This is a genomic window from Sphingobacterium zeae, assembly GCF_030818895.1.
Lineage (GTDB): Bacteria > Bacteroidota > Bacteroidia > Sphingobacteriales > Sphingobacteriaceae > Sphingobacterium > Sphingobacterium zeae.
On record NZ_JAUTBA010000001.1, the window covers coordinates 2,099,214 to 2,125,771 of the forward strand.

At 43.9% G+C, this 26,558-nt stretch carries 14 protein-coding genes; 7 read left to right on the forward strand and 7 right to left on the reverse strand.

The annotated features are described in order from the left end of the window. Positions 1–50: 50 nt before the first annotated feature. From QE382_RS08675 to QE382_RS08705, 7 genes are read right to left on the reverse strand one after another with little or no spacing between them, the layout of a single operon-like run. Positions 51–1,781 (reverse strand): RICIN domain-containing protein, encoded by a 1,731-nt coding sequence (locus QE382_RS08675; RefSeq protein ID WP_307185540.1) that lies wholly within the window; start codon positions 1,779–1,781, stop codon positions 51–53. 30 nt (positions 1,782–1,811) lie between these two features. After that, positions 1,812–3,497, reverse strand: coding sequence for an endo-1,4-beta-xylanase (locus tag QE382_RS08680; RefSeq protein WP_307185541.1), 1,686 nt, complete (start codon positions 3,495–3,497; stop codon positions 1,812–1,814). Between the two features lie 23 nt (positions 3,498–3,520). Further along, positions 3,521–4,546, reverse strand: coding sequence for a DUF5627 domain-containing protein (locus QE382_RS08685; protein ID WP_307185542.1), 1,026 nt, complete (start codon positions 4,544–4,546; stop codon positions 3,521–3,523). A gap of 16 nt (positions 4,547–4,562) precedes the next feature. Then, positions 4,563–6,326: a RagB/SusD family nutrient uptake outer membrane protein gene (locus tag QE382_RS08690; RefSeq protein ID WP_307185543.1), complete on the reverse strand. Its 1,764-nt coding sequence runs from the start codon at positions 6,324–6,326 to the stop codon at positions 4,563–4,565. 21 nt (positions 6,327–6,347) lie between these two features. Then, positions 6,348–9,227, reverse strand: a complete 2,880-nt coding sequence (locus QE382_RS08695) for a SusC/RagA family TonB-linked outer membrane protein (RefSeq protein WP_307185544.1) — start codon at positions 9,225–9,227, stop codon at positions 6,348–6,350. A gap of 27 nt (positions 9,228–9,254) precedes the next feature. Then, positions 9,255–11,147: a RagB/SusD family nutrient uptake outer membrane protein gene (locus QE382_RS08700; protein ID WP_307185545.1), complete on the reverse strand. Its 1,893-nt coding sequence runs from the start codon at positions 11,145–11,147 to the stop codon at positions 9,255–9,257. Positions 11,148–11,157: 10 nt separating this feature from the next. Beyond that, positions 11,158–14,340 carry a SusC/RagA family TonB-linked outer membrane protein gene (locus QE382_RS08705; RefSeq protein ID WP_307185546.1) on the reverse strand — a complete coding sequence of 1,061 codons (3,183 nt, stop codon included), beginning with the start codon at positions 14,338–14,340 and terminating at the stop codon, positions 11,158–11,160. Positions 14,341–14,782: 442 nt separating this feature from the next. Here QE382_RS08705 and QE382_RS08710 point away from each other — a divergent pair, with 442 nt between their 5' ends. The 7 genes from QE382_RS08710 to QE382_RS08740 all read left to right on the forward strand — a co-directional run bounded on the left by QE382_RS08710 (position 14,783) and on the right by QE382_RS08740 (position 26,556). Beyond that, the gene (locus QE382_RS08710; protein ID WP_307185547.1) at positions 14,783–18,859 is read left to right on the forward strand and encodes a two-component regulator propeller domain-containing protein; all 4,077 of its coding nucleotides are present in this window, start codon (positions 14,783–14,785) and stop codon (positions 18,857–18,859) included. A gap of 184 nt (positions 18,860–19,043) precedes the next feature. Then, positions 19,044–19,712, forward strand: a complete 669-nt coding sequence (gene fsa, locus QE382_RS08715; RefSeq protein ID WP_307185548.1) for a fructose-6-phosphate aldolase — start codon at positions 19,044–19,046, stop codon at positions 19,710–19,712. Between the two features lie 7 nt (positions 19,713–19,719). After that, positions 19,720–20,577 (forward strand): transketolase, encoded by an 858-nt coding sequence (locus tag QE382_RS08720; protein WP_307185549.1) that lies wholly within the window; start codon positions 19,720–19,722, stop codon positions 20,575–20,577. 27 nt (positions 20,578–20,604) lie between these two features. Then, positions 20,605–21,564, forward strand: coding sequence for a transketolase family protein (locus tag QE382_RS08725; RefSeq protein WP_307185550.1), 960 nt, complete (start codon positions 20,605–20,607; stop codon positions 21,562–21,564). Positions 21,565–21,576: 12 nt separating this feature from the next. Next, positions 21,577–22,410, forward strand: a complete 834-nt coding sequence (locus tag QE382_RS08730) for an alpha/beta hydrolase (protein WP_307185551.1) — start codon at positions 21,577–21,579, stop codon at positions 22,408–22,410. Positions 22,411–22,515: 105 nt separating this feature from the next. After that, positions 22,516–24,972, forward strand: coding sequence for a glycoside hydrolase family 95 protein (locus tag QE382_RS08735; protein ID WP_307185552.1), 2,457 nt, complete (start codon positions 22,516–22,518; stop codon positions 24,970–24,972). A gap of 27 nt (positions 24,973–24,999) precedes the next feature. Further along, positions 25,000–26,556, forward strand: a complete 1,557-nt coding sequence (locus QE382_RS08740) for a glycoside hydrolase family 43 protein (protein WP_307185553.1) — start codon at positions 25,000–25,002, stop codon at positions 26,554–26,556. Positions 26,557–26,558 lie beyond the last annotated feature (2 nt).

The following is a 26,558-nucleotide window of genomic DNA, read 5'->3' on the forward strand; positions in this document are numbered from 1 at the left end:
AAAATTAACATATTTCGCGGTAAGCACAGCTTACCGCGAAAAGATATTATTTAGTTCATCGCTATAAATTTGAATTTGAACAATTGACAGGACGTACCGTAGTAGTCCCAAAGCTGCAGGTTGGAGTTCCCATCCATTGTACAGCTGGGGATATCCCATCCGCGTGTGGCATCGACTTTTGATACGATTTTGTAATATCCATTTGCTACAGCCGTTACCTTCCATGTCTGAGCATCATTGCTGTAATTCTGCCAGAGGCGGATGGAGGTTCCAAGTGCATTGCTGTTACTGGCTAGATCAATGCAACGATTGCTCGCACTCGCTTTGGATACAAAGCGCCAATATCCGTTACCGGCATCGATCGCTACCCAACGTTGTGCATTTGCACCATTTCTAGTCCAGGGTCTGAGTACAGCACCATCGGCATCCTGACCTGATTTTAAATCAAGGACTTTGTTGGCGTCGGTTTGGAATTCAATCTCGTAAATCCCATTATTGACCAGACTAGTGACATTGCAGTTAGACATCGGATAATTGGAGGCAGCATATTGCTGAAACCATTGTTTGCTTGGTGCTGCACATGCTTCCCAATCGTTGTTGTAGGCTGTGCCACCATTGGGATCTCCTTTGTCGAGCAGATTGTCCGGAGCAAGAAGATTCCAGCTCACATTGCCGGATTGATCCACGATATACTTTAAATTTGCTCCAAAGCCATTGCCACCAGCGGTACCTGTGGAACCTGTACCGAAGGTACCATATCCTTGTGGAGCCCAGTCTGTCTCTGTAATCGCGATCGGCGCAATGTCAGCAATGGGTTTCACATTGGTATTCCAGGCACTTTGAAAGGCTTGATAGGTATTGACACCACCCCAGTACCCCGGATATATATGTACCGCATAGCCGATGTTACCACCAGTAATCTGGTTATTGACATAGCCTTGGTAATGGGACTGCCAACCGGTACCGGGTATCCAGCATACGTTATTGGCACCGTTGTTACGGATAATATTCACCAATGGCTGGAAGAAATTTTTCAGTGCAGCGAAATGCTCGTTGCCAGTCATCCCCCAGGTACCATTTGTTCCCAATATTTCAACGGGCTCGTTGGCCAACTCAAACATCACATTGTCTGCATTCTTCAGTGAAGCGTGCTGCGAAAGAAAAGTCCATACCGTCTTCAGGTACGTATGATACGCATCGTTTACTGCAATACGGTGCGGGCATACCCCCGGCGGACGTAAGATAACATACATACCTCGGCTACGGGCGTGATTGATCAAAGGAATAATAACCTGGTTGGTGTAGGTAACCAAGCGATTATAGTTAAACCTGGAGATGTCGTTTTCAGGAATGGGCGCTCCTGGATCGTTGGTCCAATAAGGGTCGATGTGGAGACGAATGTAATTCAGGTACCAACCATCGGCTGCACTGGTGAGTTTGTCAATGACGGCTTTGTTGTAGTTGAGGGCACCTTGTACATTGTAGTTATCCCAGGTACAGTACCCTGAGTTGGCACCGTACTGACAGCCGTTGAACCATGGGCTTGGAGTAATGGCGACCCCATGAAGGACGATGTTGTTATCGCAGGGATCTTTGAGATACTTTCCTCCTACGTGTAATGTTGGAGTTGGGCGAGGCCAGTTTGTAACGGCTTGCGCAGAAACATTGGATTTAAGACTTCTTTCGGATTCGCTGGTTAGCGTTTTTTCTTCCAGCCGCGAACAGCTGAAAAGGGAGGTCATTAAAAAGACCACCAGTAACCACATGTTGTTTGTTCTCATAATTTAAATATTTAAGGGTGATTAATGATCTTATTCTTTAGCTACCAATGCCTCGGCCACTGCCTGATAGGCTGGCTTTCGGACAAATCCTTCGGTCCATAAACCAACCGGCTCTCCGCGACGCCAGAATGAACTCTCCTGATCGGGGCTATCCAATGGGCTCCATATAGTAATACCGTACTGCTTATCCTTTGGAATGATTTCGAGATATTTCTCAACGACGTATCTGTACAGGTCAGCTTGTTTCTGATACATTTCAGCCGTGGCATTGCTGGTCTTGATGCCATTTCCTAAGCCAATGTCCAGCTCGGATACTTTGATCACCTTACCTGTGGAGGCCAATAGATTGAACATACTGACGATATTGTCTTTGCTGGTATTGATATCGATGTGCATCTGGGTGCCGATCCCATCTACTTTAACACCTTTGCTTTCGATGTAGCTGACATACGCGATTAGCCCCTTACATTTGTTGCCACTGCCTTCTAAGCCATAATCATTGATGAATAGGAGATCGTTGGCATTGCCATATTTGCGGGCAAGCTGGAAGGCTTTTACGGCATAATCTTTCCCTAAGTAATCCTGCCAGTAGAATTCGTCATCCGCCAGATCGGTCTTTCCGATTCCGGTCTTTAAGGCATATTGGTCTGGCCAGTCGGACATCGGTTCGTTGACGACATCCCAAGCTTTGATGTAACCTTTGGTTTTTTCCAGCATACTAGCAATAAATGTCTCCAGCGCTTTGGTCAGTATGGCTTCTTTCTCTGCCGGTGTTTTTTCAATAATGTAGCCTCCAGGACTGCCATAACCCTCACCATCTGCTGACTGTGCCCTAGTGGAGTTGTTTCCCCAGCCGCCCCAGCCATCGATATTGCTTTCAAAATCCCCGTTAGCAATCAGATTAGCTGAACTACCGGTTTTTGTGAGCACAACTTTGTCGATGAATATAGTACCGTCGTATTGGCCGAAATTGATAATAAAATTATTTCGAGCAGCAGTCGCTGTTACTTTAAGCTCGTAGGCTTTATAACTTGTGGTCAATGCCAATGACCCCATATTGTCTGCGGTATATTCGGGGGCGCTCTGCAGATCAATGCTAATATTGCCTATTTTGTTGCCCCGCGCGACGATCTTTAAGACATACTCTTTCCCCACCTCGATGGAATTAATGGCATAGGCTGTCTGTGCTTCCCAAGGGTTGACAACGGAAGGATTAATCATTTTTAAAGCATGACCAGCTAGGGCTGGCCCGTCGGAACCTGGTATCTCCACAGGTGCTATTAATTTATTGAGATAGGCCGCATTCTGTCCCGAGTGCCAGCACAGCGTATGCCCATATAAAGCCATATTGTTTTCCTGTGCGGCCGTGATAAGCTGCTCCACACGGGATAGGTTGAGGCTACCGTCTGCCTGAACAATGGAACCATGCTTCATTTCATAGCCCATGACCATTTCTTCAAAATTTCGGTTGGCTAAGCGGTAAAGCACCCCTTTATTTAAATAGTCGTTTATATTGAGCGCCACACCCAGCTTAAATCCGGGGTTGGCTTGCTTATCCAAATAACTTTTTAATGGGTTGTAAGCATTGATATCTTCCTGCGCCAGTACTTTCTCCGGTTTGTCTACGGCGTATTCCCGGGCATGATATTTGGAACATGAACTCCATACGGCGCCGAGCGAAAGTAGGATGACGATAGTTTTATTGATTTTTTTCATCGCGGTTCATAATTGATTTGATACTACTTTTTAGTGGGTGTAAAAGTTTCCATTTTGACAGATCTGTCCCGCATCACGAGGGTATCCTTGCTTGTGACACTCATTTGTGCCATATCGATCGTATAGGATAGATAAAGTGCATCTCTGTCTGCATTGCCCCAGCTATTTTTTTCGCCCCGTTTGACAAACTTTCCGGTCCCTGACGCGGATACACCCGCGCTGCCCGAGCTAACGCTGCAATTGTTATCATCATCAAAAGTTAAGTTCAGATTGACATTGATATTAACATCATTAGTTCCCTTAAAAGATAGCGGCAAAATCGACTTTTTAAGTGCTGCTGTGCTGACGCTTTTGACTTCATCTTTTTCGACATAAGCCTGGTGCCTGACAACATTTTTAGTTAAGTTGCTGTTAGCACCTTTGCCCACGATCTGGTCGGTGCCCCGGCGGAGATAGTTGCCGTGCCAAGGATTGATATATTTGAGTGCATAAAAGATAAAATCTTTTGGCGCGACATCCCAATCGGATGCGATAGCCCTATTGGCTGTCTGTAAAGAAGTTTTACCGGAGAGGATGGAATCGGCGTTAACCACTTTTGTCATCCTTAATGGGAGGACGTAATAGGTCTCCAAAGATTTAGGATCGGCAAAAAATGCGTCTGTCAGTTGTACCTCTACACCGCCCGTGAGGCTACCATTTGGTATGCTGATCTGGTTGCTGGCAAGTTGGTAGTAACTGGTCGGCAAAGGTGTGATCGGCTGACCATTCGGGTAGTTGAGCCCATTTGTGAGACCGTTGTCGACAACAAAATCGATACGGATGTCTTTTCCATTGTTGTATACTCCTCCAGTGGTTGCCATGACTTTAACCTTATGTTGATTGTCGAGGGTGGTGTCAAAGATGTCTTCGCCCAGCGTTACTGTTCTGACGGGTGTCTGATAGGCGAAGTACACCGATTGAAATTCAAAGTCCGGGAACTCCCAATCATTATTTTTGCAAGACGCCAAGCTAACTAAGGCCATTGCGTAGAGGATATTGATCTTTTTCATCGTGTGCTTGTTAAGTTTAATTCCAACCTATATTTTGTATAAGATTACTGTATTTAAGTACTTCACTGTACGGGATCGGACCGTAGTACATAAAGTTTTCATAAAGCCTATTCTCTACCGGAATCTCGGTATAGCTGTTGTTGCTTATACTGATTCCTTTTGCAGCAACGTTGATATTCAACTTCCAGCGACGCAGGTCCCAAAACCGAAACCCTTCAAAACAAAGTTCTAGTCTCCGCTCATTGCGGATCAGCTGCCGCATTTGATCTTTATTGTTTTTTACTTGCTCCAGATATGGATCGCCATTATTGGTGCCTACACCTGCACGCCTGCGGATAGCTTTGATGATATCATAGGCCGAGAAGGTAAAAGTACCCATGCCGGTAGGTCCCCAAGCTTCATTAGCTGCTTCTGCATAGGCTAGATACATTTCTGTCATGCGTATACGAGCGTTGAAATGCATTTGCTGTGTTGAAGATGAAGGGTTGAGGTTTACATCTTGGCGCAGCAGCTTTTTCAGGTAATAGCCCGTCCGAGTAGATGTCTCGACCTTATTTAACCCATCGTTTGTTGGACTATTGGCAGTGGTATTGATAGCCGTGTTGCTTACGCCTGCCGTGGCACCATTGACAATAATGTAAGTCTTCAATCGGGGATCCCGCTTGTCGTACGGATTGGTTTTATTGTAAGCCGAATTGGCATCGTCAATGGGATAGCCATTTTCCATGGGAAAGGCATCGACCAGATTTTGTGTTGGATTGAGACGTCCTCTGCCAAACAATGTTGGCGGAAAATGGTCCTGTTCCATGCTGTTGCTATTTCCTTTGTCGGTGCGCCAAAGTATTTCGGCCGGATTGGATCCGGAGGTTAAGCCATCGACCACATCTTTATTGTACCAAGTGAATCCTTTCGGATCGATACCACTTGGTCCGCCTTTGGCCTGGATGACCTGCCCCGCATAGGTGGCGGCTTGCTCCCAGGTTGTTTTGCTGCCCTCGCTGTATGCCGGACTTGCCGCCATTAACGCTGCTCGGGCACGAATTGCCTGCGCGATGCGCTTGGTCATGCGGAGTTTGAAATAGGCTCCAAATACACGGTTGTAGTCGTCTTTATTGATTGTGCCTGCGTATTTTACCGGAACTTGACTGTCTGCACCGATGTCTCCATAATCCATAGGCAACAGGTCTTCCGCTTTTTTGATGTCATCGTAAAGTTGCAGCATGCAGGCTTCGAACGGTGCACGACTGTGGTTAAAATCCGAATTGACATCTTCGGGAGTCAGCAGGATAGGCACACCAAGTATCTCACCGGTACTCGACTTTCCGGCATGGGATTGCAACAGGTGAAACATAAATAGTGCCCGGAGACCATAAGCTTCACCTTTCATGCGATCGTTAAACATCGTACTGACCTTAGGATCCAAGGCCCATTCCACTTTATCACTTAGGGATAAAAAATTGTTGAGATACTGTATGGCTGCATAGCTATTGCGCCATTGGTCGAAAGGATTGTTGATGCTTGTCCATTGTCCGGTTGCTGTTTTAAGGTAAGTATTGCTTTTATCGTTGCTCACAGCATTGTCTGTGGCGACATCATCAAAGCTATAGCTATTAGCCGGAATCCGGTTGTATCCATTTAAAAGTAGCCCTTGTGCGTAAAGGGGGCGACTGTTGGCTGTTTCAATTTCAAGATTATTTTCAAGAGCCGGCTCAAACATATCTTCACAGGAGGAAAATAGTAAGCTGCTTAGGATGGCTATGGTTAGTATTCTTTTCATCATTCTCGTCTTAGATAGTAAAGATTAAAATAGTGCTTTCAGTCCGATGTTAAAAAAACGCATTTGTGGTAGTTGTCCAATATTCAATTGCATCGTTTTCTTTTCTTTGGCGATGGTTAGTAGGTTGGATCCCGTGGCATAAATCCCCAGTTCGTGTATAAACTTAGCATTGAATAGACGCTTTGGGAAATCGTAAGACAGCTGCACTTTGGATAGGTTCATGCGATCGGTCTTGTAAAGCCAAAAGTCTGAGCTTCGAAAGTTGTTGTCACTGTTAAAGGTCGTAAGGCGCGGATAAGTTGCGGTCTCCTTGGTCGACTCTGTCCAGCGGTCACGTACGACCACTGAATATTTATCTTCCGCATCTACCCAAAAGTACGAACTGTTTTTCATCGCTTTGGCTCCGAACTGTCCGGTTGCTGCGGCAAATAATGTGAAATTATTCCATTTGACTGTCAGGTTGCAACCTAATGTCAGTGGGGCACCGGCCCATCCGCCTTTGCCCAAATATACTTCGTCGCGGGTATCGATGGTACCATCACCATTCTGATCTCTATACTTGATATCTCCAGGCTTGACTTCTCCAAATGTTGAAAAGGCAGCTTGGTCAATTTCACTTTGACTGTTATAAAAACCATCATGCTGTAAGCCCCAGATGGCATCCAGTGGTTTTCCCGCTCTGTTTTGGTAAGCAAATTCATAGAGTTCGTCCCTTTTTACCGCCTTGGTCGTATAGTAGATCCCGTTGAAACCCAGTGATACGAAGGTTTTGTTGATCTGTTTGTTCAGATTGATGCCAAAGTCGACACCCCGGCGTTCGTCGTCGTTAAAATTGACATAGGGAAGGTCAGAATAAACCGGCCAGTAAGTCATAAAATACATTGGGTACTGTGTTGCCGCCTGCACCAACCCGCCGCTCATCCGATTAACAAAGTAGGACGTATTAAAGGTGATCAGGTTGTTGTAGAGCCCACCTTCGAGGTTGATATTAAATTCCTTGCGTTTCGGGAATTTCATGTTGGGGTTGTCACCCCTTCGTCTGTCAAAGGTATGGACGAGGTCACCGTCGCGCCAGCTATACCATGCTGCGTCGTTATAGGTATAATAGCCCTGATAGAGGTAATAATCGCTAATATCCAGATCCGTGTTTAATATACCTGCCGAGGCGGATAATCTTAACTCATTGACGACTTTGCTGTCGACCAAAAAATTTTCTTTAGATAGACGCCAGGCGAGCGCTAAAGTAGGAGATAGGGCTCTTCTATTCCCTTGTGGTAATTTGGCGGAATGACTGTAAGCACTGCTAAAGTCAATATAATATTTGCTTGAATAATTGTAGCCCAACTGCAGCCCTAGGTTGGCATTGCTGGTTTTGTGGTAGCTGCCGGAGGCAGCGATCTGGAACGCATTGGCCAATAGGATTGCCGATACATGGTGGTCATTGCCGTAGGTACGGTTAAAGTTTAGGGACCCATTGAGACCTATGGTCTGCCGATAGGTACTGCCACTGATATTTTGAATGCCTGAAATACGGTCGTCACCATATTTTGTGAGGCTACTGATAAGGTCTTTTCCGTCATAGTTATTCCACGATGCCTGATAAACAGCATAATTGTTGTTATAGGATTGGTTGTAATTTGACTGATAATCCACAGCCAGATTGGTTTTGAAAACCAGACCTTCCAAGATGTTTTTTAGATCAAAATTTAAACCCGTATTAAATTGAAACTGCCGATTTAGATTGCGGTTTGTGCCGCCGGCATAAACGTTTGCAAAGGCATTGGTTTGATCCAGCTGACTTCCCCCAAGGAGATATTTGCCATCGATGAGAAAATTGCTGTTGTTGACATACACCATCGAGTTGACGTCACCTTCTTCGATCATATCAATAGGAATGAGTGGAGAGAAGCGATGTGGTCGCACGGTTGCTGCTGCACCCCAGTAGTCCGCATTTACCCCTTTGGAAATATAAAAACTGGCTGCTGCATCGACGTTCAGCGAGATCAGATCATTAACTTTTACATCGATGTTACCGCGCATATTGAATCTATTGGCGCCACCATTCTTTTTCGCCTGTCCAAAATTGAGGAGGGACCCTTCAGACCAAAATCCAAAGTTGGTATAATATTGTGCACGTTGATTGCCTCCTGAGATTTCAGCGGTAGCATCGTAGCGATTATAGTGATCTTTGATATAGTCCGATGAATAGTAATCCACGTTGGGATAACGATAAGGATTTTTTCCGGCTGCATGTTGGTAGATTGTTTCGGCACTATAGAGTGGTGATAATCCATCATTTTGTCGAGCTTCATTATACAATGTCATATATTCTGCGGAGCCAAGATATTGCGGATAACTCATAGCCGCATTGATACCGCTATTGGTTCTAATTTTTATCTGTTGACCTCCGGATTTTCCGCGTTTTGTCGTGATGCTAATAACGCCTTTGGCTGCTCGGCTGCCATAAAGAGCGATAGCGTTGGCGCCTTTCAATACACTGATCTGCTCAATCTCTGTGGGCATCACATTGTTGGCATCGCGCGGAAATCCATCCACTAACAACAAATACCCTCCCATACCCCAAATATTACCGTTGTATCCCGGAATAAAGGCATCTAGATTTTCCAGACTGTAGGTGGTGTAACTCTTGTCGAGCAATTGTGGAACATTGATGGATTGTATGTTACCCATGAGGTCCTTTTTCTGAACTTTTCGGAAAGCGACCTGTACAAGTGTCGTACTATCGGTGCCAATACTGTCCGGACCAACAAATGTCGAGCGCTCAGGAAAAATATTTTTATGTTGTCTAATGGTTGGATTAGGTGATTCTTTCGCCATTCCTTCAGCGGTAGCTATCCAACTTAATCCAAGACATAGTGCTATTCTTAATTTTTTGTACTTCATTTTTTGAATGATTAAATGAAAAACTTGTTACCAGCCTGGGTTCTGATAGAACTCGGGATACATGTTGACATCTCTGACCTTTAGGGGCAACCAGTAATGCCTGCTTGTAAACTTCCGTTCCAAAAGCACATTTTCTTTAATGTTGACGACGCGGTTTTGGGATGGATCTACGGTGTTGAAGGTTCCTGACCGATCAAAAACAACGGATTTTTTTAAGGTGTAAGGTGATTCGGTCAACAGCAACCAGCGTCGAAGATCATTAAAACGATGTCCTTCGAAAGCGAGCTCCACAGCTCGTTCCCGCCGTAATTCAGGTAACAATGCGTTAGCCGAACCTAGAAATTTGGCATCTACATGACCCACCCCAGCCCGATCCCGAACGATATTGATCGCATCAACTGCTGTTTTACCGTAATTGTCCGCTTTGCCTGTAGCTGAGTTGGAAGCCATCATGGCGGATTCGGCGTACATCAGATAGACATCAGATAAGCGCATATAGGGCACGTAAATATGAAGATTGGATCCATAATTATAGGCTTGATCATATTTGTTGGCTGTTATAGGGACAAATTTACGTAACACGTAGCCTGTTTGGCTGCCAGACTGGATATCTCGATAGCTTCCATTACTGTAAAGGTTAGCGTATCGATTTTTTTCGTCCTGTGTATTTCCTTGGACGACTTTTGTTCCATCGAAAATGATGTCCTTATAAAAGCGTGGGTCGCGATCTTTCCAAGGGTATTCGGCATTGTAACCTGATTCTGCGTCAGACTGGGTAATGTCTTTGATCGGTAAACCATTTTTCATACCATAGTAGTCGACATAATTGGCTGTTGGGATAAACTTCAATGGATCTCCGTCGGAGACGACCAGTGGAATGTATTGTTTACTGGTACCATAATTCGATACCCATGCGTCGATGTAGGGCCCTCTAAATATAGCTTCTGTACTGCCGGGCATGGCCCAATTTTGGCCTGTTGTGTAAAAATTCAAGTGAATATTGGCCATAGGAACAAGGGCGTAATTTGTCTGTCCGCTTTCGACAAGTGAAAGTAGTTCGCCAAAGGCCTGAGCTGCTTTTTTACAATAGTCAGTATGATAGGTTTTATTCCCGGTAGACTGAAAATTCATCAAAGGGCTTCCCGCCCAAAGATAATTTTTGCCAAGATAAGCAAGGGCCATGATTTTGTTGATGCGCAATTGATTTTTACCCAGGGTACGTTTTCCAGCAGTGGTATTGTCCCAGTCGATCGGCAATAGATTGGCCGCTTCTCTAAAATCGGCCGCAGCAAGATCCGCACAGGCATGGTAGCTCAATCTTGGCAACCGCAGCTTTTCGTCACTAAGTACATAATTGATGTACGGCATCCCGCCAAAATATTCCATCAGTCGGTGGTGAAACCAACCTCGGAAAAATAACAATTGCCCCTTGATCAGGTTCTTTTCTTCGGAGGTGGCTTCGGTTAATTGGTCGATATTTTCTAGCCCGAGGCTTACTTTTCGCAGACCAAACCAGGCCGCGCTCCATAAATCGCGGAACGCGCGGTTAGCAAATACATCCCCATTGATCGTGGTAAAATCACCCTGATCCATCCAGCCGGCGCCCCAGCCGTCGGATTCTCTTTGCCAGCCCCAAAAATTACCGTTGTCGATTTTGTGAACGAAATGATAATTGCCAGCCGTTGAGGTCATTTCATCTTCACCCCAGTTCCACGAGTTGGTCCAGTAGTTGTTGCTGAAGTTGACAACACAGCTGTATAACTCTTCTGTATAGCCCTGAAAGTTAATAAAGTTTTTAAATGCTTCTTTGGAGGACACATTGGACTGTTCTTCTTTATCCAGGTATTTTTTACACGACAGTAGGGATGTTGAAGACCAGATCACAGTAGATATAAAGATTACCTTGAAATACTTTTTCATAGTGGTAGGATTAAAATGTAATGTTTGCACCTAGATTAAACCGCTTTACAGTAGGGTAGGCACCCTGTGATGCCCAGCCCGTACCAGCATAATTGGATTCACGGTCGTCTGGCATTTTGGACCAGAAAACTAAGTTATTGCCATTTAGAAAAACGCGAAGGTTTTGAAGCCCAAGGCGTTTGATTACGCTAGATTCCCGATTAAAATTGTAGGCAATTTCGGCTGTTTTCAATCGAATGTAGGAACCATCAAACATATACCGGTTACCGGGTGTATAAGTACTCGACTGTGATAACCAGCGTGGTAGTGGTACGTCTGCATTGACATTGTCCTTTGACCAATAGGAACCTTCGTCATAAGCGAGGTTAAGCTGGCCTGAGAAGCTGTTGAAAACAACTTGTCGCGTGACATTATTGACAGCATACCACTGGGTCATGACACTGAAATTCTTCCAATCAAATCCAATGGTATAATTATAAGTGTTCTGTGGAACCGAAGGAAAGGCGTAGGGAATATTATCCTTAGCATCGATAATACCATCCCCGTTATAATCCAGTATATGATAATTGCCGGGTAGTTTCGCTAGGTCATTGCTTTCGTGCGCGGTACTCGAATAAAGTTCGTCCCAAGTATTGTAGTATCCGGAGCTAACATAAGAATAGGTTTGACTCACTTGTTTGTTATCCGGTTTCTGATATTCGGGCAGCAACTCGGGTGCATCGGCATTGATGACTTTATCCTTGGCATGGGTAAAATTGATATCAGCCCATATTCTCCAGTCGGTATTGAGCTGTCTGTTAAATTTCAGTTCTACTTCAAACCCTTTATTCTGTACCTTACCTAGGTTGGCTGTAGGTGCCTCCATCCCAAAGTAGGAAGGAATGGCTCGGTTGGCGCCGCTAATCAGGACATCTGTCCTACGGTCTCTAAAAAAGTCGACTTTACCGGTTATCTGGCTATTGAACAGACCGAAGTCGAGGCCGACATTGAATTTGTTAACTTTTTCCCAGCGGATATTTGGATTGCCAAGCGCACTTTCCTTATACCAGATATAAGGACTGGTATTGCCGTCGGAGTAGGAGTAGCGGCCTTCAACCCCCATGCCAGCGGTGCCCCCATATGCCCATTGGGTTAGGTACAGAAATTGACGGCCGCCACTATCGTCACCGATGTCACCATAGGACGCACGTAACTTGAGCATATTCAATAACGAGATAGGCCTCATAAACTCTTCTTCAGTAACTAGCCAGCCTATCCCACCGGAATTGAAAAAGGCAAATCTATTGTCAGGACCGAATTTTTCGGATCCCGTATAGGCTCCATTGTACTCAAGCATATATTTATTTTTGTAGTTGTAGGTGGTGCGGAATACCCAGTCTTCGCGATAGGATGGAATCATACTCCCTATTCCGGTCTGATTGCGGTTGAATAAACCCATGGCAGTGATGTTGTGATTCTTAGCGATGGTCGTTGCGTAATTTAATTGCAATTGATAAAATAATCTTCGATAGGTAGACCCGTCTCTGACCTGTCCGGCACCGGTTGTCCAGTTTATGCCCTCGACGAAGTCAAATCTATTTGTACCATCGAAAGCGATCTGATAGGTTGGCAATCCCGTATTGGGATCGATCCATTTACTTTGTGTACTGTTGTTGGCATCATTGATACCGCGGCCGCCCTCGACAAACGTGTTGTCCAGTGAGATTGTCCCACGAACGTTAAGCCCCTTCGTTAAAAACTTAAGATCTTGTTCGAGCGTAAAATCTGTTGTAATACGACTTGTGGTGATGTATTCGGTTCCGCTGAGTGCCAGCACACGGGCAGAGTTTATCCCGGCTTGTGAGTTTAAGGCATAGTAACCCCAGGTACCGTCTGAATAGCGTGGATAAATAACATCTGGAGCTACCGTGTAGGCAGCGATCCAATAGGAATAATCGTTGCCGCCTCCCCATGGACTTTTTTTGACACCGCGAGACCCTGCTAGGTTGGTTGAAAATTTGGTTGTGGGAGTAAGCTGGAAGTCTAAATTGGACCGTACATTTAGACGGTTAAAACCGTAGCCTGCTTTATAACCACGAGCATTTTCGAACTGGCGGAACATATCGCCTTCGTAAAGAAAGTCCGCATTCGCAAAATATTTGACAAAGGGTGTACCACCAGCAATATTGACGCTGCTATTCTGTGAAAAAGCGTGGCTTTTAAATAATTCCTTTGCCCAGTCGGTATTCACATAACGTTCGCGTTCCGTCAGGTCAGCGGGAAAACGGTATTTATTGATGACGTCTTGTGGAAGATAGTTGGCCCAACTGGAAGGAGAAATCCCTAACTCATATTCGATAACCTTGTTGCGTAGCATCAAAGCATCGTACGAATCCATTTTTCCCGGAAGTTGGGAAACCGTTTTTACAATGTTGTTGACGGTACCGCGTATCAGCATTTGTCCTTCTTTACCCCGCTTAGTGGTAATTAAAATAACGCCATTTGCCCCTCTAACACCATAGACAGCAGTTGCCGAGGCATCTTTTAGTACAGAGATTGTTTCAATAGAACTGATATCTACGGCGGATAACGGCCTTTCCACACCATCGACCATCACTAAAGGGTCGGTATTATTCCACGTGCTACGGCCGCGGATCACGATACGGGGATCCTCTTCACCGGGCATACCTGTACTTGCAGTAGTAATCACTCCGGGGACGTTACCAGTCAATGCGGCGCCTACACTGGAAACACCACCTGCGCGCTCGAGGATTTTACCCGAAGTTTGCGCAATGGCGCCAACGACAGTTTCTTTTTTTTGACGTCCATAGCCGACAACAATGGTTTCTTCTATTTCGATTGACTGATCGGTCAACTGTACTTCAATAGTGTTTTTATTGTGGATATCGATTTCTATTTTGCCATATCCCAGCTTAGAAACAGTCAACAAAGTATTATCTGCCGGGACCTGGATTGTAAAAGCTCCATTATCATCAGTAGCCGTGGCCAGCGATGTGCCTTTTACCCGAACGGATGCACCGATCACTTTTTTATGGTTACTATCGACGACAATGCCCTTTATCTGTCTTTTGGCCTGTGCAAAGAGTGTTGCTTGCCCCACGTAAAGTAGGAAAAGCAGTAAAGTGAATGGCTTAGCTATACCCCATAGCTTTTTCCAACGCCTTACTCGTGTGATTTTATATGTAATCATCATCGCATTTTTGGATTGATAAATAGGTTGAAGAATTATTGGTTAAATTTTCTTTAATTGGCGTGATACTTTTGTATCCCTATCCCCTTAACTCATATTGATAGAAATGAGGGGACAGTCAAGGATCATCTGGTACTGTCATAAATTGTATACTATAATTGGTTAAATGCTCTATTATAACTGTTTCGCAACCGATTGCATGGTTGAGATGCAATTTCCCAATACTAGGAGATGCCTTTCAAATCAGTTTATAATTGTAAATCAAAGCTAGCCAATGTTAAATTTTTTGGATAGCAAGAATGTTTAAATGAAGGGAAATAATGTTAAAAATTGCCATCTATACAGTATAAATAATCGTTTTGACTAGTTTAGTAGGTATTAATTTGATAATTTAGTTGACAGTTGAGCATCGATTTTCTGTGCTGCAGATTACACACCTAAATATATGATACGGACATTACTGTTATTTACTTGGCTGTTGTTGACGTTTTTTTCTTATGGGCAAAACCAACCCGTAACCTTTCAACGCTATTATTCGAAGGATGGCCTTTCTTCCAATACAATCTATAGTATTTATCGCGACAGTTATGGTTTTCTTTGGTTGGGAACAGAGGATGGACTTAATCGCTTCGACGGCCGTCATTACACTGTCTACCGGTATGACGCCAATAAAGAGAATAGTTTAATGGCTAACCATATTTCGGCGTTAAAGGAAGACAGAAAGGGCAGGATATGGATTGGTACAAATGGTGGTGGATTGAGTTATTATGATCGGGAAGCCGACCGAATTCGCTCCTATAATCTTACGCCTGATGGTCAATGGCTGAGTACTGCAATCAATTCGATTGACCAGGACGCGAACGGAAATATTTGGATTGCGTCTTATGGTGCTTTATATGTTTTGGATGTAAATGATCTACAAAAGAAGATGGATCCCACCTATAAATACATTTTGGAAACGTTTGCCGGTAAAGTAACGGGCTGCGTATTCCGGGATAGACATAACAATATGTGGGTATCGTCGGAGAACGCAATATTCCGTATATCAGCAAACTTAAAGACCATAAAGCGTTTTGAGGTTCTTTCGGAACAGGATGGTTACGGAAATGGTATTGATATTACTTCCATTGTGGAAGACGATAACGGCAGGATTTGGATGGGATCTATGCTAGGACTTAAATATTTGACGCCTGGAGATACCGAATTCAAGAAATTTAAATCGGAGGTCGGAAAAGGAGCGTTGAGCAGCCCCCGGGTTTATAACTTGTGCTATAATCAAAAACAGGAATTATGGATCGGAACGGATAATGGTCTCGATGTATTGAATACCAATAATTTTAGCGTTCGTACCTTCAAGCCGGACCCAAGCAATGTCCATAGCCTTTCTCATAAATCGATACGGTCGATTTGTATGGATAGCAGCGGGATCTATTGGATTGGTACTTTTCAGGGCGGTTTAAATAAGTTTGATACCAATTTAAGCCAGTTTAGTTTAAAAAGCCTTGACTTTTTGGAAGGAAGGAATGGTGATCCGGCCATCGTAACCTCATTTGCTGCCTATCAAAATAAGATTTTTTTGGGAGTTGATGGTGGGGGCATTTGGAAATATGATCGAACAGCTGATCGATTGTCACCTTTTGCACTTTCTGCTAGCCTGCCTAAAGATCTTACGGTGCTAGCCTTGGAAAGAAAGCTTGATCAACTTTGGATCGGCACTTATCAGCAAGGGGTGATTTGTTATGATTTCCCTTCTGGAAATGTCAGACGGTATACCGTTGGCAATAGGGCAGATAAATTAAATAATAACGATATCTTTTGTTTAAAAGTTGACTTCCAGGGAAACACCTGGGTGGGCACAAACGGAGGTGGGGTAAACATCATTCAAAAGGGAAGCGGCATTGTCAAAAAATACAAGCGAGAGGAGCCGTCAGATGATGGGATGGAGTTGCCAGGGAATTTTATACGTGCGCTGTCAGAAGATCAAGAACATAAGATGTGGATAGGTACGTATGGCTCGGGTCTAGTGATGTACGACCCCATTAAACAACATACGATCACTTATGATAAAGCAAAAAGTAAGCTTCCAAGCAATTATATATTAGCTGTACACACCGATAAAAAAGGGAATTTGTGGGTTGGAACAAATGGAAATGGGGTGGGGTTGCTACGAAAAGGCAAGACATTGTTTGAGACTCTTTCCGAGAAAGATGGTTTAGTGAATGGTGCGATCCAAAGTATTATTGAAGACGATATGGGGCGCATTTGGTTTTCGACAAATAAAGGATTGAGTTGTTACTCTCCGGCAAATAATAAGTTTAAAAACTATTCAAATGCCGTAGGATTACAAGAAGGGGCTTTTATGCTTGGAGCATCGTTGAAAACAGATGATGGTGAAATTTACTTTGGCGGTCAGAAGGGCTTTAATCATTTTTATCCTGCTCATTTAAAAACGAATAGTAATCCTGCCAGGGTCGCGCTAACGGATCTAAAAATTGACAATGTGATTATTCAACCTTCAGACAAAGGTCCAATACAACAGTCGCTCTTGACTGCGGATCGTATCAACCTGAAGTATAAGCAGAATTTTTCCATTTCTTTTGCTGCACTGAACCTCACCGTGCCCGAAGATAACCAATATGAGTACCGCCTTGTCGGTTTTGACAAAAACTGGATTCGAAACGGAAAGGAAAACAGCGCCTATTACACGAATTTAGATCCTGGAGATTATGTCTTTGAGGTACGTGCAAGTAACAATGATGGCATTTGGAACAGGGAAATTAAATCGATAGCTATTCACGTTGCACCACCTTTTTGGCGTACAATTTATGCTTATTTATTGTATGTGTTTGCCTTTGCTGGGGTACTTTTGTCTATCAGGCATCGAGGAATTCAAAAGTTAAAGCAAAAATTTGCGCTGGAACAGGAACGTATTCAGGCGAGGCAGCTTATTGAACAGCAAAAAAGAGATGCTGAGACCAAACATCAGTTGGACGCGATGAAGATCAGGTTTTTAACCAATTTGAGTCATGAATTTCGCACGCCAATCTCTTTAATCATGGGACCCATCGATGCGTTATTAACCAAAAGTAAAGATAACAAACTGGGCGATCAGCTTAATTTGATCAGCCGCAACGCCCGCCGGCTATTGAATTTGGTCAATCAGTTACTCGATTTTCGTAAAATGGAATACCATGAGCTAAAATTGCAGGACGAGGATGGTGAATTGGTGTCGTTTGTACAGGAAGTATACCGCTCCTTTCAGGACATGGCTTTACAAAAAGGTATAGATTATTCCTTTGTTCCCTGTCAGGAAAAATTGTATTGCCGTTTTGACCGCAATAAGATTGAACGTATTTTATTTAATTTAATCTATAATGCCTTTAAATTTACAAAAAAGGGTGGGGATATCGCCGTAAGTATAACAATGGCAAATATGGTCGACAAAAAGCTTCATGTCAATCTTGAAGTTCGTGACACAGGTATCGGTGTTCCGGAGGAGCTTCAAAAGTCCATATTTGAAAGCTTTTTCCAATACGATAATGAGGGTAAAGTGGCAAGTCAAGGTTCTGGAATTGGGCTATCGATTGCCCAGTCATTTGTTCAGATGTACCTTGGGGAGATTTCTGTAGACAGCCAACCGGGCAGCGGCAGTGTCTTTAAATTTGATCTGTGGTTGGATCAGGCTGAACCGCAATATGAAGAGGTGCCCGATTGTGAAGCGATAACGGCGGTACAGCCAGCTGAACTTAGGCAGAGCCCACTCGTACTGATTATTGAAGACGATGAAGATTTTAGGTATTATCTCTACGAGTCCTTAAAAGAGCATTATCAGATCATTGAAGCTACGAACGGGAAGGACGGCTGGCAAAAGGCGCTTTTTCATCATCCCGATCTCGTGGTGAGCGATGTTCAGATGCCTTATATGAATGGTATGGAATTTTCTCAGAAGCTTGCCCAGGATAAACGGACAAAACATATCCCGGTCGTTTTACTGACTGCCTCACATGTCGATAATGGACTTGTCTGTGGCCTTGAGTCGGGAGCAGTCGGTTACCTGACTAAGCCGTTTGATATGGATGTACTCGTCGCTAAGGTTAACAGCTTGTTGCAGCTAAATCAGGCGTTCAAGGAAGTCTATAGTAAACAGGTATCTATTTTGGCTCCCGAAGTCACCATAGAATCTGAAAAGGATAAATTTTTACAAAAAGTACTCAAGTATGTCCACGATAATGTTGACAATCCACAATTATCTGTGGAAGCACTAAGTGCCCATACGTTGATGAGCAGAGCCTCCCTGTATAACAAATTATTGGAACTTACGGGTATGTCACCTGTAGATTTTATCCGTTCAGTAAAATTAGAAAAGGCTGCGAGCCTATTAGAAAAAAGTGATAAGTCTATTTCTGAAATTGCCTATGAAACGGGATTTGCCAATCCAAATTATTTTACAAAAGTCTTCAAAGCGAAGTATCAGATGACACCGAGTGAATATATTCAATCGCAGAAAAGCGAGTCTGTGTGAGCGGTATATAATAGTTGTTTAAAAGGTCGTATTAGGTCATTTTTTTAGAAGGGTATGCTGTTTTAAACATTTTTACCCTTCTTTTTTTTATTTGTTGCAATCCTATCTAGCTGAAAACTATAGTTTTGTTTTATAACCAATCGCTAGAGAGTTAGCGAATACAAAAACTAATCAACTAAAAAAAATGAAATTTTTTATCGATACAGCAAGTCTCAGCGAGATTCGCTTGGCTCAGAATTTAGGTGTCCTAGATGGTGTAACGACCAATCCTTCGCTGATGGCAAAAGAGGGAATTGCAGGAACGGTTCATGTTCACGCACATTACAAAGCAATCTGTGATATTGTAGACGGTGATGTAAGTGCTGAAGTGATCTCAACTGATTACAGTTCGATGATTGAAGAGGGTATGCTCCTGGCGGCGCTAGACAATAAGATTGTGGTTAAGGTTCCGATGACCGAAGATGGTATTAAAGCGATCAAATATTTTAGTGCCAAGGGAATTAAGACTAACTGTACCTTGGTATTTTCAGCTGGTCAGGCGCTCTTAGCCGCTAAAGCCGGAGCAAGCTATGTATCGCCTTTTGTGGGCAGGCTGGATGATATATCTGTCGATGGGCTGGCACTGATCCGCGAGATAAGGACGATATTTGACAATTACGCTTTCCAAACCCAGATTCTTGCAGCTTCGGTACGCCACAGTGCACATATCCTAGGCTGTGCCAAAATAGGCGCAGATGTAATGACAGGGCCCTTGCAGGCGATCTTTGCATTATTAAAACACCCGTTAACGGATAGTGGACTAGCGCAATTTTTAGCTGATCATAAACGCGTTGCTGCGCAAAGTAACAATTGAGATGGTCATGACAAAACATAGTATACATAATTTAGAAGCTATTGTCAAGCAAGCACGGAGAGATATAATCCGGATGGTGCATGGATGCCAGTCAGGACATCCTGGAGGATCGTTGGGTTGTACCGAATTGTTGGTGTGCTTATACTTTGAGTTGATGCAGCGAAACGACCATTTTGACTTGGACGGCATAGGAGAGGATCTATTTTTCCTTTCCAATGGACATGTATCTCCGGTGTTTTACAGTGTTCTTGCACGGGCAGATTATTTTCCGGTCGATGAACTTTCCACCTTCAGAAAACTCAATTCACGCCTTCAGGGACATCCCACGACGCATGAAGGACTTCCTGGTATTCGTGTTGCTTCAGGGTCTTTAGGACAGGGGCTTTCTGTCGCTATTGGTGCTGCACAGGCTAAAAAGCTAAACCATGACAATCATCTAGTGTATGTATTGATGGGGGATGGCGAATTACAGGAAGGCCAAGTATGGGAAGCGGCTATGTATGCCGCCCACAACAAAATGGACAATTTGATTGCCATTGTAGATTACAATGGCGCTCAGATTGATGGCGCTACCAATGATGTGCTCTCGCTGGGCGATCTACCGCGAAAATGGATGGCATTTGGTTGGAACGTTATTGAAATTATGCGAGGAAATGATATTGAATCGGTGATTTCGGGACTTCGAAAAGCTCAAGCTTCAACTGGCGTAGGCATGCCAGTAATGGTGTTGCTACATACGGAAATGGGGAATGGCGTCGACTTTATGATGGGTTCACATAAATGGCATGGCATTGCTCCCAGCGATGAGCAACTAAATTTGGCCTTAAATCAGAATGCAGAAACATTGGGGGATTATATCGCCTAATACGCAAAGATTTTGAAATAGATTAACATGAAAAAATATACATATACAGAGTCAAAAGACACGCGTTCGGGATTTGGAGCCGGTTTGCTTGAAGCAGGAAAGCAGGACGAAAATGTGGTCGCACTATGTGCCGACCTGATCGGTTCGCTAAAAATGAACGATTTTATCAAAGCCTTTCCTGAACGCTTTTTTCAGATAGGGATTGCAGAGGCAAATATGATGGGAATTGCGGCTGGAATTACCATCGGTGGAAAAATACCTTTCACAGGAACGTTTGCTAATTTTTCAACAGGCCGAGTATACGACCAAATTCGGCAATCAATTGCTTATTCGGATAAAAATGTAAAAATAGCAGCTTCGCATGCTGGTCTGACGTTGGGTGAAGATGGAGCTACCCATCAGATATTGGAAGATATCGGATTGATGAAAATGCTTCCTGGAATGACTGTTATCAATCCTTGCGATTACAACCAGACGAAGGCCGCGACATTAGCTGCAGCTAAACATAAGGGGCCAGTTTACCTGCGATTTGGTCGTCCCGTGGTGCCGGTTTTTACGCCCGAAGATCAGGAATTTGTGATTGGTGAAGCCGTGATGCTGAATCCAGGCACCGCAGTGACTATATTGGCGACAGGGCATCTGGTGTGGGAAGCCATCCGTGCGGGCGAAGAGTTGGAAGCTTTGGGTATTGATGCCGAGATTATTAATATCCATACCATCAAACCTTTGGATGAACATGCCATACTAAATTCTATTGCTAAAACCGGCTGTGTCGTTACCGCTGAAGAACATAACCGTATCGGTGGACTTGGCGATAGTGTCGCACAATTGCTGACGAAGAAAATGCCAAGGCCGCAGGAATATGTCGCTGTGAACGATAGCTTCGGTGAATCGGGGCCACCGAGTGCATTGATGGACAAATATGGCCTGAATGCAGACGCGATAGTAGCAGCGGCGTTACGGGTACTTAAAAGGAAAGAGGTTTAAACCAATTATATTATGAAAAAGATAATCTGCACATTATGGTGCGTTTTCTCCATCAGCTTAATCACTAAAGCGCAGCAGGCTGCTCCACAAGGATTTGATCTTGAGCGACCATTGGCCTCAACTGGAAAAATAGATTCCCTAATTTATCCTTCAAAAACTGTTGGGGTAAAGAGAAAAGCTTTAATTTATACGCCGCCTGGATATCATGCTACTAAAAAATATCCTGTATTGTACTTGCTGCATGGAATAGGTGGGGATGAAAGGGAATGGTTCAGACATGGAAACCCGCAGGTTATTTTTGATAACCTATATGCCGAGGGAAAGATGGAACCGATGCTGGTGATTATGCCGAATGGTCGCGCTATGCAGGATGACCGTGCTGGTGGTAATGTGATGGCACCTGATCGGGTTGCAGCGTTTTCGACTTTTGAACAAGATCTTCTCAATGACCTTATTCCCTACGTTGAAAATCAGTTTCCCGTTATCAAAGATCGCGAACACCGTGCGATTTTTGGGTTATCGATGGGGGGCGGTCAGGCGCTGAATTTTGGACTGGCTCATCTCGACACGTTCGCCTGGGTAGGGGGTTTTTCTTCTGCGCCCAATACGAAGATGCCGCAAGAGTTGCTCCCTAATCCGCAAGATGCGAAGGACAAGCTAAAACTACTTTGGATATCCTGTGGCGACCAGGATGGTTTGCTTCATATTAGTAAACGTACGCATGATTACCTTTCGCAACATGGGGTGCCTCATATTTATTATCTGGAGCCTGGAGGACATGATTTCAATGTGTGGAAAAATGACCTTTATAATGTTTCGCAATTGGTATTTAAGGATAAAAAATAAACACTTTTTAATTAGCAATAAACTAGTACATATTTTGCCGGGCTGGGTTTAACGTGGATAAATCGGTTGTTTAGGTCGGAAACGGTAAAAATAGGATGGAGAGAAATGATTAAAAACCTTATTTGGAAGCATATTATCACATTCATTGGAATCATAACATTGCATACTACACTTTTGTTTGCGCAAAAGCGGTCGGCTTTAACCCTATGGTATGATCGGCCGGCGGATGAGCGGATATGGGAGCAGGCCTTACCGCTAGGAAATGGTCGGTTGGGTACGATGTTTTATGGAATCCCATCGTGTGAACGCATGCAGCTCAATGAGGAAACTATCTGGGCTGGTAGTCCTTATCGGAACGATAACCCCAAAGGCGGTGGGGCATTAAAAACTATTCAGGATTATATATTTGACGGGAAGTCAGCTGAAGCTGAAAAGCTTGCAAATCAAACTTTCTTTACAAAGACCCATGGCATGCCTTATCAAACTGCCGGTAATATTCTGCTGCGATTTCCGGGTCATGATAACTATCAGGACTATTATCGTGAATTGGATATCGAGCACGCTGTAGCGCGTTCTCATTATACAGTAGATGGAGTAAAATATACGAGGGAGGTTTTCACTTCCTTTGCTGATGATGTGATCGTAATGCAGATCCGATCGAGCAAGAAAGGGAAGCTCAACTGCACCTTGGCGTATGAGAATGAGTCGAAGCATACTATTTTTAAGAGCGGTGATCGACTTATTTTAGAAGGGCGAGGTACTGATCATGAGGGGGTTAAAGGGGAGGTTGTTTATCAGATCCATACCGGAGTAAACCTTAGGGATGGAGAGCTAGTTGTGGATGACGAATCGATTACTATAAAGGATGCGACTTCCATCCGTCTTTATATTTCAATGGCGAGTAATTTCAAAAATTATAAACAGTTGGGATCGGATCCCTCCAAGGAGGCCACGGAAAGGTTGCAAAAAGCAATGCGTAAGGATTATGAGCTTGCTTTTCAGCAGCATAAAACCGCTTACAATAAGCAGTTTAACCTTTTTCAACTGCATTTGGGCAGCGTCAACGACGAACAGCAACAGCCTATTTCAACACGAATTGCTAATTTTGCCCATACGCAGGATCCAGCGCTAGTTACCCTATTGGCTCAATTCGGCCGATATTTACTTATCTGTTCTTCGCAGCCAGGTGGTCAACCTGCTAACTTACAAGGCATCTGGAACCGCTCCATGCAGCCCGCTTGGGACAGTAAATACACGATCAATATCAATACGCAGATGAACTATTGGCCTGCGAATGTAACTAACCTTTCAGGAACGCTTCAGCCATTATTTTCCATGATTAAAGAACTCAGCGAAAGTGGAAAAGAAACGGCAAAAACGTTGTATAATGCATCTGGTTGGGTAGCTCATCATAATACAGATATTTGGCGTGTGACGAGTCCTATTGATTTTGCGGCAGCTGGAATGTGGCCCAGTGGGGGGCTGTGGTTGTCGCAACATGTATGGGAGCATTACCTTTTTACGGGAGATCGTTTTTTTTTAAAGCAATATTATCCCACTATGAAGGGCGCTTGTGATTTTCTTTTGTCTACACTTATAGTACATCGTGGATATCCAGATCAGCAATGGCTTGTTTTGAGTCCTTCAATTTCGCCCGAACAAGGTCCACTCGCTGCCGGAGTGACGATGGATAACCAGCTGTGTTATGACATGCTCACGCGTACTGCTTTGGCTGCAGACGTGCTGGGTATCGATTCTAGCTACAGGGATACTTTGCTAAGTACGGCTCGCCGTATTCCACCGATGCATATCGGTCGATATAACCAGCTACAAGAATGGATGGAAGATGTGGATGATCCGCAAAATCAACATCGGCATATTTCACACCTATATGGATTATTTCCAGGGAGCCAAATTTCACCTTTTGGCACACCTGAATTGTTTGAAGCAGCCCGTAATTCATTGATTTATCGCGGGGATTTCGCAACAGGATGGTCGATCGGCTGGAAAATAAACTTATGGGCCCGCCTTTTGGATGGAAACCATGCGTACGAAATTATAAAAAATATGCTAACGCTTTCTGATGAAAAGCATCTAGAGGGACGTACCTATCCTAATCTTTTTACAGCACATCCTCCATTTCAGATAGATGGTAATTTTGGGCTAACAGCAGGTGTGGCAGAAATGCTGGTCCAAAGTCACGATGGTGCTGTGCATCTCCTGCCAGCGATTCCCGATCGATGGAGCGACGGGTGGGTAAAAGGCATAAAGGCACGTGGAGGATTTGAAATTGAAATGCAGTGGAAAAAAGGAAAGATAAAGGAAGTCAGGGTATTTTCTGCTTTAGGTGGCATGTTGCGGCTTCGTACAGCTTCGGCATTGGAAGGGTCTGGAATTCAACTCGCAAAAGATTATCTGAACAATGCTCTTCTCACTTCAATACGAACACCAAAACCTATTCAGTCAGCTGAATCACATCTGAAAGGAATTAAATTACCACACTATTACGAATACGACGTGCTGACCGTACCCGGGAAATACTACACTTTAACGGCTTATTGAATTAACGTGAACATTTAATCATTTATTATGTTAAGAAAGAAAATTAGTGCTTTTGTCTGCTGCTTTATGATCCTGTTTTTGGATTCATTAGCGCAGCAAGCCCGTAATCCAATCATCTTTGCCGATGTACCCGATATGTCCATGATACGCGTTGGTGATACCTATTACATGAGCAGTACCACCATGCACATGAGCCCCGGGGTTCCGATAATGAAATCCAAAGATCTCGTCAATTGGACTTTGGTTAATTATGTATATGATCGCCTTGCAGATCAAGATGAGCTCAATTTGTCGAATCAGAAGAATGCGTATGGGCACGGTTCCTGGGCAAGCAGTTTACGCTTTCATGATGGACAATACTATGTAAGTACATTTTCTTCCAATACAGGTAAAACACATGTCTATCGCACGGCAGATATTGAGGAAGGAAATTGGGTTTCTACCGAGTTTAGTCCAATGATGCATGATCATAGTTTATTCTTTGATCAAGGAAAAAATTATATGATCTGGGGTAGCGGACGGATCCATATTGCCGAATTGTCGCCCGACTTTTCAGGCATTAAAGCTGGGACAGAACGCGTGTTAATAGATGACGCTTCTTTACCTGCTAAGCCAAAAGGAGGTAAAGTGGGGCTGCCTGCTGAAGGGTCCCAAATGTTTAAGATCAATGGCTTTTATTACCTTTTTAATATTTCATGGCCCGCTGGAGGAATGCGCACGGTGATTGTCCATCGGGCAAGTCAACTGGAAGGTCCTTATGAAGGGAAAGTGGTTTTGCAGGATCAAGGTGTGGCCCAAGGGGGGCTGATTGATATGCCCGACGGCAAATGGTATGCATATTTGTTTCAGGATTATGGCGCTGTAGGACGTATTCCATTTTTGGTTCCTGTCACATGGGAAGATGGATGGCCCGCGCTCGGTATCGGCGGAAAAGTGCCGGCTACCTTAAATCTTCCTGCAAATAAAAGTTTAATTCCCGGAATCGTTAACTCCGATGATTTTGACCGGAAAACTGGAGATGAGGCTCTTCCTCCGGTGTGGCAGTGGAACCATAATCCAAACAATAATCTATGGTCTGTAACAGCGCGAGTAGGCTTTTTGAGAATGCATACTTGCGATCTTACCGATGATTTTCTCTCGGCCAAAAACACCCTTACCCAGCGTACCATCGGGCCGACTTGCAGTGCCGCTATTGCTATAGAGGTTGCTAACATGAAAGATGGTGATTTTGCAGGCCTATCGCTTTTGCAAAAAAATTATGGGTTAGTTGGTGTCCGTATGGAAGGAAATACAAAATCATTGGTGATGATCAATGCTACGACAGGTGTACCGCAAGAGGTGGCCAAGGTTGGCCTTAAACAGCAGCGCATCTATCTTAAAGCAAGCTGTGACTTTACAAACAAAAGAGATCTCGCTCAATTTTTTTATAGTACCGATGGGCGCAATTGGAACAGGATAGGTAATGAGTTAAAAATGAGTTATACCATTCCTCATTTTATGGGCTATCGGTTCGGACTATTCAACTATGCAGCTAAAGCCGCTGGTGGTTATGTAGATTTTGATTATTTCCATTTGACAAATTAAGA